The organism is Priestia sp. YIM B13490 (assembly GCF_042787735.1).
Lineage (GTDB): Bacteria > Bacillota > Bacilli > Bacillales > Bacillaceae_H > Priestia > Priestia megaterium.
In genome coordinates this window covers 1-13,157 of record NZ_JBHZOT010000031.1, presented here as the reverse complement: position 1 = coordinate 13,157, position 13,157 = coordinate 1, and the positions used below count along the sequence as shown (strand labels likewise).

Below are 13,157 nucleotides of genomic sequence, written 5' to 3'. Positions count from 1 at the left end.
TTCTTGTCTCTTATTTAATGTATCACACTTCCAATAACAAACTTCACTTGAATTTATTAGTTTGAAATTCCCTCTAATAAATCTGTTATAATTTATCCCTTTTCTTATTCGATAATCTAATAATAGAGCTTTTTCTTTAATTGCGTATTCCGATAAAATCCATTATGTTAAGTGTCACTAATTCTAAATATAATATTCAGATTTTACTATTTTTGATTTATTATTATATAAGTTGTTTAGAGGGATTTTATATTTAGGACAAATTGGAGATAGAACATGAAAAAAGTATATATTATTATTTTGGGTGCATTAGTATCAGTATTTATTATAGGTTTTACTATATGGCAACTATTTTTTAACCCGCAGCATTTACCTTCAGGTGACTATATTTCTCAAAGTACTTCACCAAATGGAAACTACACAGTAAAAGTATATCAATCAAGTGGTGGAGCAACCACAGGCTTTGCGATAAGAGGAGAAGTTACATACAATAATAAGATCTTTAACAAAACTAAAAATATTTATTGGAATTACCCTCAGGAAAAAGCTAAAGTAAAGTGGATCAATCATGATACCGTTAATATTAGTGGTCATGTACTAAATGTAAAGAAAGATACGTTTGATTTTAGATATGATACTGAATAAATGAGTCAAACATAAAAGCCTTTTAAAGGGCTTTTATGTTTTTTAATACCAATAATGTTGATTATGTTAACTTTATTTTTATATATTGTTAAGCTAAAACTAGAAAAAACTTAAATCCTATCGCAAAAAAGCGCAGGAAAATAATTGTATTTTAATTCTTGACTATTCAGTCCGAAAAGGTTATTATTTTATCCAAAAGGTGGAAATAATTTGGGAAGAAATAAAGAATTTGATACAGTACTAGTCCTTCATAAAGCGATGGAGATCTTTGGAGAAAAAGGTTTTGAAGGTACATCTCTTCAAGACTTACTTAAACATTTAGGAATTGCACGCCAAAGTTTATATGATACCTATGGTACAAAGAAAGATCTTTTTTACTTGGCTGTTAAACATTATGTTGATGAAAAAAATGCGCTCGTGATTAAACACCTTGATAACTCTCCTTCTGTAAAGGAAGCCATTCATGAAATATTTCAAGAAGGTATAAATGCTCTTCAAGATCCTGAACGAGCAAAAATGTGTTATATCATTAACAGTGCAGTTGAACAGATGCCACATAACGAAGAGATTGCCCGGTATTTTCATCAGAAAAACCAGGAACTTGAAACAGCTTTTTATCGAGCGCTTGTGCGTGCTAAAAACCAAAATGAATTAAAAGACCATCACAAAGATCTTTTAAGCCTTGCTCGTTATTTAAATCAAGCGAGATTGTCTCTTACCTTTGTAGCTAAATTAACGCCAGATCTTAGATCGCTCCAAGATGTGGTTCGTATTAGTCTCTCAATTATTGATTAAGTAAGAAATTTTTTAAACTTAGTAAATTTTATAGGCAAGGAAATAATAGAACTTTGCCTATAAAATAATATTTTTTTATACTTTTCGGACTGTTCAGTCCAAAAAAGTAGCAAATGTAGTACAAAAATTTCAAATAAAATAATAAACGAGGTGTCTACTATGACTAATAATTCAAATGTAACTAGTACCAATAAGAGAGATGCTGAACAAATTCTTGAGCAGTTTTTAACATTTATGTTGGAAAAAGATATGGATAAATGGATTTCTCTATGGGATGAACATGCTGTCTTTGAATTTCCTTTTGCCCTTCCAGACTTTCCAGAGAAAATAGAGGGTAAAGCAAATATCTATGAGTATATAAAAGATTTCCCTGAAAAAATTAATTTATTTAGGTTTACTCCCCCTCAAATTCATCACATTTTAAACTCAAATATCTTAATTGCTGAGTTTAAATGTGAAGGCCAGGTTGTTCATACTGGATTGCCTTATAAGCAAACTTATATTAGCGTAATTGAAATAAATAACGGAAAAATTAGTCACTACAAAGATTATTGGAACCCCTTAGTAGCAATAGAATCTTTCGGAGGAAATAAGATCGATTTTCTGAACAATTCACATACTCTTAACCAGTAAAAAAATATTTGTATTATAAGAAAAAAGGAGAGATTTACATGAACATACAAAACCAAATACTAATAACAGGTGGAACAGGTACAACTGGAAGTCGCATTGCAAAAAAACTAATAGAATGTGGTTATAAACCTCGGATAGCAAGTCGCAAAAATACTTTGGGAACTGAAGTAGACCACGTGTATTTTGATTGGTATGATGAGGCAACACATAACCTTGCACTAGAAAATATAAAGAAATTGTACCTTGTAGCACCTGTAGGTGTAATGGATCCATCTCCTATCGTCTTACCGTTTATAGAACTAGCCTTAAAAAAGGGTGTAAAAAGGATTGTTTTGCTAAGCTCTTCGTTGATTAATGAAGGAGGTCCTGTATTTGGAAAGATCCATCAAGCTGTAAGAGAAAAAGCTCCGGAGTGGGCTGTGCTACAACCATCCTACTTTATGCAAAATTTTATTGGTATTCAACACGGCTATACTATTAAAGAAAATAAAGAAATTGTTACAGCTACAGAAGATGGAAAAGTAGGTTTTGTAGATGCAGATGATATTGCTGAAGTTGGAGTACATGCACTGATTGACGAGATTCCTCACAATACTAATCATCTTATTACAGGTCCAGAGGCATTAAGTTATACTGAAGCAGCAAGCATTATTGGTTCTGTAATAAGAGAATCGATCCATCATGTTCCTATTTCCACTTCTATTTTAAAAGATAGAATGGTCGAAGTTGGAATGAGCAAAGAATATGCTGAATTTATGGTAGGGTTAGATAAAGCAATTCAAAAAGGTGCAGAGAATCGTACTGCTGACACTGTAGAGCGTATAACCGGTAGAAAGCCACGTTCATTAATTGAATTTGCGACTATAAACGCTCATTTCTGGAAGCAGAGATAATGATTAAATGAATAAAGTTTAGTTTTCTAGACTCAATAGTCTTTCATATATATATATTGGACTAATCAGTCTGGAAAATAAGATATAAATGAAAATAAAACAATTAGAAAATCATTTAACACTAAGCTGTATCTTTTTGTTGATTGATAATATAAACTAACGATAATCCGTTTTATGGTAACTAGGTTTTTATATGGTGTACATAGAAATCTATGTTTTCAGATGTACGTGTATCTTTTTTTCTTAATCAACTAACGCTGCAGGATAACCCAATGAATTTGTTGTATAGATACGTAGTGAGAGTTATGACTAAATCAAACATGATTTCTTTTTTTATGTAACTGTGATTTGTTAAAGTCTAACTAAAATTTTAAAAGAGGTGTTTTCAATGGTTTTAGGAATTTATCCTTATTTAGTTATGAACGGTAATGGACAAGAAGCTGTTAAATTTTACGAAAAAGCATTGGATGCCAAAGTTATTGGAGTTCAAACGTTCGGAGAAATGCCCGGAAATCCAGAATTCCCTACTCCTATAGAAGCAATAGACCGTGTAATGAATGCGCACTTAAAAGTGGGTGATAATGATTTGATGCTTTCTGACACATTCCCAGGTCAACCATACCAAATTGGATCACAAGTAACGGTAGCTATCGCCATAGACAGTATAGAAAAATCAAAAGAAGTGTTCGAAAAACTAAAAGAAGGTGGTCAAGTAGGAATGCCACTTCAAGAAACTTTTTGGAGCCCATCATATGGACAAGTAACAGATAAATTCGGTGTTACTTGGCAAATTTCCACACAAGCTACTGATAATGAGTAATTAATAAAAAGCTGGTATTTTTATTATTTCAAGAGTTCTTCTCGTTTAAGCTTTTCTTGGCTGAGTTCCGGAATGTGTTTTATGTTAACCAAGGATATGCATCACATACATCAAAAAAAAGAAAAACCCACCTGATTTGTCAGAGGTGGGCTTTTCTTTTAGCTAAATATTAAGGGTGTAATTGCTTGTTACTTACATATCATTTAATATTTTTGTAGATATTTATTATAACCTATCAAATCGTTTTGAGAAAGCAAAAAATGAAAACGGTTACTTTATATTAAAACTAAAAGGTTTCTTTTCTATTTCATACCGATAAAATCCATTATGAGAACTGAACATGTATAAAATATAAGGACACAGACAGTAAGATAATACAGAATAGAACACATGTATAAAGTCAGGAAGTGTCTGTTGTTTCCATTAATATTAATGAGTATTCCTTTAAAAAGTTATAGAAAAAAAACGCCCCTCATTTGGGGCGTACTCTATTATCATTATAAAACATAACCTAAAAACAGTCTACAATTTCATTTTTTTTTAGGTTATAGTTTGATTACTGAATTCAGTAAGACCCATGGGTACATTTAAAATTGAAAGGAAAATTTCTATGATACACAAACATGTTCCTGTTTTAATAGTAGGTGGAGGTCTTAGTGGACTTACCTCTGCTCTATTTTTGGCACGCCATAACGTTGATTATTTACTAATTGAAAAACACACTGGTACAGCTATCCATCCAAAAGCTGGAGGGATTACATTTCGTACGATGGAAATATTTCGACAACTTGGATTAGAGGCAGCTATCCGGACTGCTAGCGAACCATTAGATAATATTCGTGGAAGGATTGCTGTAGAGACAATCAAAAGCATAGACCCTGAGAAATTAGAAACGGCGGAGAACTCCCAAAAAGCTCTTGAGAAAGAGAGAATAGAAAATTTTGAAAAGGTGAGCCCTTCAAAGCCAGCATCTTGTTATCAAACTGAACTAGAACCTATCCTTCTTCAAACTGCTAAAGAAGGAAAAGGGCATATACGCTATAATACTGAACTTATAAAGTATCAACAAGACGATTTAGGAGTAACAGCCACTATTATAAATCGAGAGACAGGAACGAAAGAAAAAATTCGAAGTGATTATTTAGTTGCAGCAGACGGTGCTAAAAGCACAATTCGTCAATATACAAAAATTCCAACTACAGGAAGAGGAGTCATCGGCGGACATTATATTAACATCTATTTTCAGGCTGATCTAAGTCGCTTTCTAAAACCTAGCCAGTTTGGCTGGATTCAAATCCTAAACCCAGAAGTATTTGGCGCGCTCATCACCGTTAACAATCGTGATGAATGGATTTACCACGTGGCCTATAATCCCTCAAATGGAGAAAGTCCAGAAGATTTTTCTGAAGAGCGATGCTGTGAGATTATAAAAAAAGCTATAGGAGTTTCAAATCTTGATATTGTCATCTTCAGTATTTTACCGTGGGCAGCTGCAGAACAGACAGCTACTCGTTTTCAAGACAATCGAGTCTTTCTAATTGGCGACGCAGCTCATCTTATGCCACCTACCGGAGGATTTGGTTCGAATACAGGTATTCAGGATGCTCATAATTTAGCTTGGAAGCTGGCTGCAGTGATACACAAACAAGCTCATCCACGATTGCTCCAAACTTATCATGATGAGAGACACTATGCTGTAGAATTAACAACAAAATATGCCAGTGATTTGTTATTTAGTGTTATAAAGAAAGGTGTAAGCACCCTCAATAGTATGGACCATACTGCAGTTACTGTAGGGTATAAATATAACTCAACAGCAATTATTGAGGAAAACTCCGATACACCACATAGAATGGATCAATTAGAACTAAACGGAAGACCAGGTACTCGTGCTCCACATATGTGGTTGAAGTACCAAGGTAAGCGTATATCTACCTTAGATCTAATAGGTGAAAATTTCATCTTATTTACGGGAAAAGATAATAGCCTTTGGCGCACTGCTGCCCGGAATGTATCTTCTCACTTAGGTGTTCCTATTAATGTTTATAGTATCAGTTTACAAGGAGATTGTGTTGAGTGTGAGAATAGCTGGGAAGCAGTGTACGATGTTACCTCTCAAGGAGCTGTATTGATAAGACCAGACGGTTTTGTAGCATGGCGTACAAAAGAGGAGGAATCAAATCCTCATCTAATTCTTAAGAAGGTCATGAATAGCATACTATCGTAAATAAACTGATACGCATGCTTCTGACTTAAAATTAGTTAAAAATTAAATAATATAACATCTTAAAAGGCATACGTGTTAAAACGTATGCCTTTTGAGTGAGTTTTCATAAAAATCACAAAGTATCAATATCAGATATTGCAGACAGATAACATGTTCTACCTCTTCCCTTTTAAGCAATTGTTATATTAACTATGAATTAACATTAAATTTAAAAACACTTAACTTTATTATACTTTTAATAAAATATATTAAATCAAAAATAAGAAAATAAAACCATTTATATATAGAAGTAAATGTATAAACTACATTATTAAAATAATAGTTTTATTAGTTACTCTTACTGACGACAAATGGATCATTTTTCTCCAATATAAGTAATATACAAAAATCTTTTTAAGAAAATACTTTAAACATTACTCAAGAATAGTGGATGTTTATGTGCAAATTAATAACTTGCAAAATAGATATTTTTTATATTCCCAATAAATTTTATATTCAAAAAATTTTGTTGACAAATCGATTAGATAGATATAATATTGCATGTAATCAAATAATAATAAGCAAAGATTGGAAATATTAGAAGGATATATAAACTTGTCAGAGAGCCGGTGGTTGGTGAGAATCGGTAGTTATTACCTTTGAACTCATCCAAGAGCTACTCCCTGAACATTATAAGTAGGGGATGTCGGTTTTCTACCGTTATGAAGATAGGTGGTGATAGCTGCCGAAAATGAGTGGGTTAATTATGTAATGATTAATCAATTAGAGTGGTACCGCGAGCAACGCCTCGTCTCTATATTTTTATAGAGGCGGGGCTTTTTTTATACATTAATATGACAAAGGAGTGTTTCCGAAATGACGAGAAAAATTTGGATGTTTGATACGACTTTAAGAGATGGTGAGCAAGTTCCAGGGGCTAAGCTGAATCTGTATGAAAAACTAGAAGTAGCGCAGCAACTAAAGAAGATGAAAGTTGATATTATCGAAGCTGGTTTTCCTTCGTCTTCAGCTGGTGATTTTAATGCTGTGAAAGAAATTGCTATGAAAATAGGAAATACAGAAGACATGATCATCACAGCGTTAGCAAGAGCAGTAAAGGCTGATATTGATGCTGTTTATAATAGTGTGAAATATGCTAAAAAACCGTTAATCCATATAGTTTTAGGCGCTTCAGACATTCATGTGGAAAAGAAGTTTGGGAAATCGAAAAGTCAAATTTTAGATCTCGGCGTTGATGCAGTAAAATATGCAAAAACATTTTTACCAGATGTACAATATTCAACGGAGGATGCGTCTCGCTCCGATTTTGAATATTTATGGGCAACGATTGAAGCCGTTGTAAAGGCAGGGGCTACCATTATTAATGTACCCGATACAGTTGGCTATGCCGAGCCGGAAGAGTTTGGTGAACTAATCTTTAAAATAAATGATCGCTTGAAAAATTTGAATGATAAAGTGCTTTTAAGTGTCCATTGTCATAATGATCTTGGTATGGCAACAGCGAATACGTTAGCTGCAATAAAAAATGGGGCAGATAAGGTTGAATGTACGATAAATGGCATTGGTGAACGTGCAGGTAATGCTGCACTAGAAGAGGTTGTTATGGCAATTAATACGCGTTCATCAGTTTATAACGCGTACACAAATATTAATACAAAAGAAATCATGAATACATCTAGGTTGGTAAGTAGTTTAATGGGACTTGAAGTACAAGTAAATAAAGCCATTACAGGTGATAATGCTTTTGCTCATTCTTCAGGTATACACCAAGACGGTTTATTAAAAGCAAGAGATGCTTACGAAATCATTAGTCCAATTGAAGTTGGTTTAGATGATATGGAACTTGTTTTAACCGCCCGTTCTGGACGTCATGCGGTAAAAAACGCGCTTGAGTCATTAGGTTTTAATGAGATGACTAATATACAATTTGAAGGGGTATTTGAAGATTTTCTTGAATTGGCAGATGCAAAAAAGGAAGTATATAATCATGATTTATATGTCATCGTTGAGAACTATTATACAAAAAATGATATTCATAATCAGGATATGACGCATTATAGCGATCACTTTTATGAACTAATGGACTTGCAAGTGATTAGTAATACAAATTTCCCGTCTGCAAGTGTGAAGATTAAAAAGGGCGATCAAATATTGAAAAACAGTGCAGTCGGGTCTGGCCCGATTGATGCTTTGTATTCTGCTATTACAGAAATTAGTGATTTAGATATTAAATTGATTGAATATAATATTAGCAGTGTATCAAGAGGTAAGGAAGCATTAGGGAAAGTGAAGATTCAAGTGGAATACAGAGGAGAAAAGTATGTTGCCAAAGCAACAGATACGGATATTATGAAAGCAAGTGCATTTGCGTATATCAATGCTGTAAACAGTATTGTGGTTGATACTTTACTTCCGATTGAATAGATAAAAGGTAATATTTAAGGGAATGTGCTTAGTTTGTTTGGGTAATTACTTCGGTCGACTTACATCGTTAACAGAAGGAGAAAAGGGATTAAATTATTGGTTAGATAGTTTTGCAGATGATTTTTCCTGAGTTTCTAAGTGGAAAAATAAAATAAATACCAATCTATATAAAGATGGTATATGGGTAGCTGAATATAAACGAATTCGAATTGTCGCCTTTAAGAAAAAGTAGGGATTTATTAATTAGGAGGTCTACCATATGGAAGGGAATATTGCCCGCAATCGGGCTGAATTAGCAGGGAAGTTAACAAACGTATTAGATTCCCGGTCACTAACATACTCCCATAAAAGGCTTGCAAGTATACTTAAGGAAGGTATGAAGGTTCTTGATTTAGGATGTGGAACAGGAGCAATTACACGTGGAATAGCAGAATCATTAGGTCCAAAGGGGTGGGTCGTAGGAATCGATAGCAATCCCAATCTAATCGAAAAAGCTCGTCAAAATCATGGTAAAACTCCAGGATTAACTTTTGAAACAGGTGATATCTTTAATCTTACCTATGAAGGAGAATTTGATATTGTTACCTGTGCTAGGGTGTTAATATGGCTGTCCGACCCTTTGAAAGCATTGCAAATGATGAAATCTGCTGCCAAAATTGGTGGTCGTATTTTGGTCGTAGACTATAATCATGAAAAGATATCATGGGAACCGGCCCCTCCTTCAAGTATGACTTCTTTCTATTCTACATATTTGAAATGGCGTTCTGACGCAGGTATGAATAATGCAATTGCTGATGACCTTACTAATATGTTTCGGGAAATTGGTATTCAAGACATCATTATAACCCCTCAACACGAGGTATCTAACCGAACAGATTCTAATTTTAATACAAATATTGGGATATGGGCAGATACTGCTTCAAGTAGAGGAATTCAAATGGAAAGGGATGGGTATATTACTGAAATAGAATATATAACGGCGGAAAAAGAATATCGCGAATGGATGACTAAAGAGGCTCAATCTTTAACAATGTATATGTTAGCTGTAGAGGGTGTAAGAACTTTGTAAATGTATCTCTCATAAAACCTCCAATTTATATTAATAGATTGGAGGTTTTAGCTACCTATAAAATCTATTTCTCGGAAATAATATACGAAAATGATCTTTATGGAAAAATAAATAAGTACCTTGATAAAATAGGAGTACTTTTACGTATTTATTTCTTCTTTACCCTAAAGTAATTCTTTCTTTAACTTGTCAAAATCTCTTTTAGCTACTTTTTCAATCTTATCAAATAATTCATCACCTTTGATTAATCCTTTTTCTTCTAGTATTTCTTCTAAAGCTTTAAATCTTACTCTAGATAAAACAACCTCATTTACGGCATTAACCATCAACTTCTGATCTTTTGTAAGTTCTTTTTCTTTGGCTGGTTCTTGTTGTAACTTAATTCTAAATACGATTTTTGTGTCATCTGTTATCTCTGCTGCTTGATAAAAAGTACTGTGTGAAATATTTTTCATTTTAAGTTTCTCATTTGTATCAACAATAGTAAGTTCAAAATCGGGGCTCTCGAAAAATAAGTCATATAAGTTATAATCTTTTTTTCCTATAATCGAAAACGCAAAACCAATCTTTTTTAGCTGCTCACCTGTAGTGGAATGTGTAATTGTTTTTTCTTCGAAATTTTCAACGTTAAATTCAACATTATTGATAATTAATTGTTTCAATTCAACCACCTCTTTATCTATATGAATACGACGAGTCTTAAAAGATTCCCTGTTTTCTCAAAATAAAAAAGGAAACTGATGAATCAGTATCCTTAAAGAATTATTTAGAAAACCTTGCGCTTGGTAGGATAATTAATGAAGGTTGGTTGTAACGTCATATTCAAAGAAAAAAATTATACTGTTTTGTGGTTATATAACAATGGTACATATGAAATCAAGGAATAAGATTCATTAGGAAAAGTTAAATTAGTATCAGTTTCTAATTTTAAAGTGCTTAAAAAAACATCAGTTTTTTCTAATCCGATGTTTTTTAAGTATTTATACATTTAGTTTAAAGCGTTAGAAAAGATAGATTTTCACGAATGAGTTGTTAACTTTCGTAAATTTTGAAGGGTAACAAAACCTGCTTTAGTTCCATTACCAACTAGAACTAAAGCAGTACATACTCCAAATGTTGCTAGATTTGAATGAGCAATCAACTGGGCAGAACAAAAACGAATATTACTTCTTGCAAGCTCAACGGCTTTTACCTCATATTTAAAATCACTACCTTTACGATTACCATACGAGTGTCTCGTTCTAGGTAGATCTCCTCCGTAATCTAAAAACATGTTAGTTGAACTAGAATAAGATTTCATATGCAAATTTATAAGCTTGTCCAAATCTTGACTACACTTAATTGTTTTTTTATCTAAAAGTCCATAATTATTACCTAGATCAATTAATTCTTTCCTTTTTTTTGCAATACACTTTCGTAAGTCCTTTATTTGACCTACTGAATTGATTACCATTGACATAGCTTTTTCTCACCTCATCGCAATTTTTCAGTTTCTAGGAAATTTAGTAGGTCTATAATAAAAAGATAGAGCCAATAAAAAATATTATGAGCAATATAAGATAGAATGAAAACGGTTTCTACAAAAGATATCAAAAAATTACAATAAAATACAAAAATTATAGACATTAATGAGCTATCCCATTCGAAAAAGTATACTTTTTCGAATGGGATAGCTGTTTTTCAAGTCATTTTTTCACAGTCTAAAAGGTGTACTTTTTGGGACTATCTATATTGGACAACCTTAATCATAAATTAACTATACATAGTTAAGGGGATTCTGGTGCATAAGTGTTGAAGTGTTGTTACTGAGAAGCTACCAGAAGAAAATATCCTTTATTTCGCGGGTCATTGTCCATTCATTGCAATTCTGAGCGTTTCTCATAATACTGTTTTTAGTGAAGGAGTTGAGAAGATTGAAAAAAATCATATACTGGATTATTTTTATTTTGTTGATTTTAGCTTATGTGACTGACGTAGAAAACATTGACTTAAAGGATTTATTCTCTTCATCACAAGAGAGTAACACATCCTATGATAGATAAAGTGATTTATTTTCCGACTGATAAATACTCTAAAACTGCAGCACATATTGAACATACCATTAATAAAGGTAAGTCAGCTATTTGTACAATTAATCCTTATGGGGCAGAAGAGAACAGAAGCCAATCTTTAAAGAGGCTTCCTACTAAGTAAGGTTATGATAGAGATGAATTTTCAATGACATTTTGTGATGAAGGAGGAACAGGTGCAGAAATTGAGTATGGTAATCCTGCTGATAATCGGAGCGCAGGTTCTTTGATATCTTATCAAGTCGATCAATTGCCGAGTGGAACAAAGGTTTTAATTCAGATAAAATAAAAAGAACAGGTATTGTAAGGGAATTAGACAAATTGGGATGTGTGAAAATTCAATATGAATTATGTAAAGCTTTTGGGATAGAAAATAATACAACACATTTAAAGCTACTTGTTACGGGAGGGTTTGTACAGGTACAGGAGAAATTAAATGATCAAACATTCTTATTCTCGAAGAAGAATTGAAAAGAAGGGCTCTACCCTTCATTACTAAAACAGATAGGAGTAATTAATTCAGAATTACGCTTCTATCTGTTTTTCCTTTTTTACAACCCACATCAGGAATTCCTTTTCTTGATTAGTTAGCTTTCTATTTAAGGATTGTTCAAACTGTAAAACTAACTCTATAAAGCGCTGCATGTTATCCATTTATGCTATAACTCAACTCCTTGAGTTTATCTTTAAGTATAGAATAAGGTTAAGTTTTTTATTTTGTCAAATTTTGTTGTGTCTTAATACTATAATTTATGAAGATGCATAAAGAAGCCATTATAAAGATATTTCAACTAGACGATTAGCTCTTTTCTTTGGATGTTATATTGAGGTTAATTATGAGAAGGAATGGAAGAGATATAAGCGTGAATTAACTTTTGTAGATCAAGTAATCTGGACCATCAAAGATTTATTTTGGAAATGAAACATGTTGATTTAAAGTAAATAGCGATTAATGGAATCTCATCATAAAACATACATACATAGATAGAACTGAATTAGATAAAAAGAGAGTAAACCATCTTTTTTATTTGTTTGCTCTGGGAGAAAGTCTTAATCATAGATAGGTGGTTCTGAGGCAAAAGTACTAAAATGTTGAAAAAGCACCCCTGAACGGGTGCTGTGAATTAAAGTAGTTCATCGTTCTGGTTTTTTAGGTACTTGCTTTCTAACTCTAATTGTTTCATTCGTCGTTGCAATCCTAAGTTCTCTAAGTCCTGTTCTAATTCAGAAGATAAATCAGTTTGTTCTTTAGCATTCTCCATTTGTTCTCTAGTAGTTGCCAACCTCTTTTGTTCTTTTGAATTCATATTAACAGCCCCTTTCTTATGACTTGCTAGATTCGACATAGCAGATGAAATATCCTGTAAAAAGCCATTTACCTAGAAATGCAACAGCAGCACAATACAAAAAAACATCCGTTTAGATAGGATGTTTTTATTCTACTCTTATTTCATTTTCATCTTTATAGCCTGCTCCTGGCGAGCTTCAATTTTTTCTTCAATCTTTTCCATGACCTTTTTATCTTCTAGTATTTTATGTCTGTTTTCATTGACTAGGTTTTGAAAAGAGGGTTTTAACTTTC

At 32.7% G+C, this 13,157-nt stretch carries 12 protein-coding genes and 1 other annotated feature; of the genes, 8 read left to right on the top strand and 4 right to left on the bottom strand.

The features are described 5' to 3' along the window. The first annotated feature begins 276 nt into the window (after window positions 1-276). The 8 genes from ACFX4R_RS29080 (at window position 277) to ACFX4R_RS29045 (ending at window position 9,506) form a co-directional block, all read left to right on the top strand. Window positions 277-645 (top strand): DUF5412 family protein, encoded by a 369-nt coding sequence (locus ACFX4R_RS29080; RefSeq protein WP_322552715.1) that lies wholly within the window; start codon window positions 277-279, stop codon window positions 643-645. A 210-nt stretch (window positions 646-855) separates the two neighbouring features. Next, window positions 856-1,440, top strand: coding sequence for a TetR/AcrR family transcriptional regulator (locus ACFX4R_RS29075; protein WP_322552714.1), 585 nt, complete (start codon window positions 856-858; stop codon window positions 1,438-1,440). 159 nt (window positions 1,441-1,599) lie between these two features. Continuing rightward, window positions 1,600-2,073 (top strand): nuclear transport factor 2 family protein, encoded by a 474-nt coding sequence (locus tag ACFX4R_RS29070; RefSeq protein WP_322552713.1) that lies wholly within the window; start codon window positions 1,600-1,602, stop codon window positions 2,071-2,073. A gap of 38 nt (window positions 2,074-2,111) precedes the next feature. Beyond that, window positions 2,112-2,966, top strand: coding sequence for an ergot alkaloid biosynthesis protein (locus ACFX4R_RS29065; protein ID WP_322552712.1), 855 nt, complete (start codon window positions 2,112-2,114; stop codon window positions 2,964-2,966). A 388-nt stretch (window positions 2,967-3,354) separates the two neighbouring features. Then, complete coding sequence (locus ACFX4R_RS29060; protein WP_318331331.1) at window positions 3,355-3,786, top strand: VOC family protein; 432 nt, start codon at window positions 3,355-3,357, stop codon at window positions 3,784-3,786. A gap of 610 nt (window positions 3,787-4,396) precedes the next feature. Further along, a complete protein-coding gene (locus tag ACFX4R_RS29055) occupies window positions 4,397-6,013 on the top strand; it encodes an FAD-dependent monooxygenase (protein WP_322552711.1) in 1,617 nt (538 codons plus the stop codon). 554 nt (window positions 6,014-6,567) lie between these two features. Beyond that, window positions 6,568-6,811, top strand: a binding site (T-box leader). A 57-nt stretch (window positions 6,812-6,868) separates the two neighbouring features. Then, window positions 6,869-8,437: a 2-isopropylmalate synthase gene (locus ACFX4R_RS29050; protein WP_377571664.1), complete on the top strand. Its 1,569-nt coding sequence runs from the start codon at window positions 6,869-6,871 to the stop codon at window positions 8,435-8,437. A 259-nt stretch (window positions 8,438-8,696) separates the two neighbouring features. Next, the gene (locus tag ACFX4R_RS29045; RefSeq protein WP_165574700.1) at window positions 8,697-9,506 is read left to right on the top strand and encodes a class I SAM-dependent methyltransferase; all 810 of its coding nucleotides are present in this window, start codon (window positions 8,697-8,699) and stop codon (window positions 9,504-9,506) included. Between the two features lie 164 nt (window positions 9,507-9,670). On the opposite strand, the gene ACFX4R_RS29040 is transcribed toward ACFX4R_RS29045, so the two are convergent. From ACFX4R_RS29040 to ACFX4R_RS29025, 4 genes are all read right to left on the bottom strand, one after another. After that, window positions 9,671-10,168 (bottom strand): hypothetical protein, encoded by a 498-nt coding sequence (locus ACFX4R_RS29040; RefSeq protein WP_035335339.1) that lies wholly within the window; start codon window positions 10,166-10,168, stop codon window positions 9,671-9,673. Between the two features lie 356 nt (window positions 10,169-10,524). Beyond that, the gene (locus ACFX4R_RS29035) at window positions 10,525-10,965 is read right to left on the bottom strand and encodes an aspartyl-phosphate phosphatase Spo0E family protein (RefSeq protein ID WP_025751378.1); all 441 of its coding nucleotides are present in this window, start codon (window positions 10,963-10,965) and stop codon (window positions 10,525-10,527) included. A gap of 1,734 nt (window positions 10,966-12,699) precedes the next feature. Further along, window positions 12,700-12,882 (bottom strand): hypothetical protein, encoded by a 183-nt coding sequence (locus ACFX4R_RS29030; RefSeq protein ID WP_025751379.1) that lies wholly within the window; start codon window positions 12,880-12,882, stop codon window positions 12,700-12,702. Window positions 12,883-13,020: 138 nt separating this feature from the next. After that, the coding region (locus tag ACFX4R_RS29025; protein ID WP_377571668.1) for an FbpB family small basic protein at window positions 13,021-13,157 on the bottom strand (137 nt) is incomplete at its 5' end.

Bases quoted from the DNA above. Each gene is read 5' to 3' on its own strand.
- ACFX4R_RS29080 (WP_322552715.1), top strand. From the start codon at position 277: ATGAAAAAAGTATATATTATTATTTTGGGTGCATTAGTATCAGTATTT.
- ACFX4R_RS29050 (WP_377571664.1), top strand. From the start codon at position 6,869: ATGACGAGAAAAATTTGGATGTTTGATACGACTTTAAGAGATGGTGAG.
- ACFX4R_RS29035 (WP_025751378.1), bottom strand. From the start codon at position 10,965: ATGTCAATGGTAATCAATTCAGTAGGTCAAATAAAGGACTTACGAAAG.
- ACFX4R_RS29070 (WP_322552713.1), top strand. From the start codon at position 1,600: ATGACTAATAATTCAAATGTAACTAGTACCAATAAGAGAGATGCTGAA.
- ACFX4R_RS29065 (WP_322552712.1), top strand. From the start codon at position 2,112: ATGAACATACAAAACCAAATACTAATAACAGGTGGAACAGGTACAACT.
- ACFX4R_RS29030 (WP_025751379.1), bottom strand. From the start codon at position 12,882: ATGAATTCAAAAGAACAAAAGAGGTTGGCAACTACTAGAGAACAAATG.
- ACFX4R_RS29045 (WP_165574700.1), top strand. From the start codon at position 8,697: ATGGAAGGGAATATTGCCCGCAATCGGGCTGAATTAGCAGGGAAGTTA.
- ACFX4R_RS29060 (WP_318331331.1), top strand. From the start codon at position 3,355: ATGGTTTTAGGAATTTATCCTTATTTAGTTATGAACGGTAATGGACAA.
- ACFX4R_RS29055 (WP_322552711.1), top strand. From the start codon at position 4,397: ATGATACACAAACATGTTCCTGTTTTAATAGTAGGTGGAGGTCTTAGT.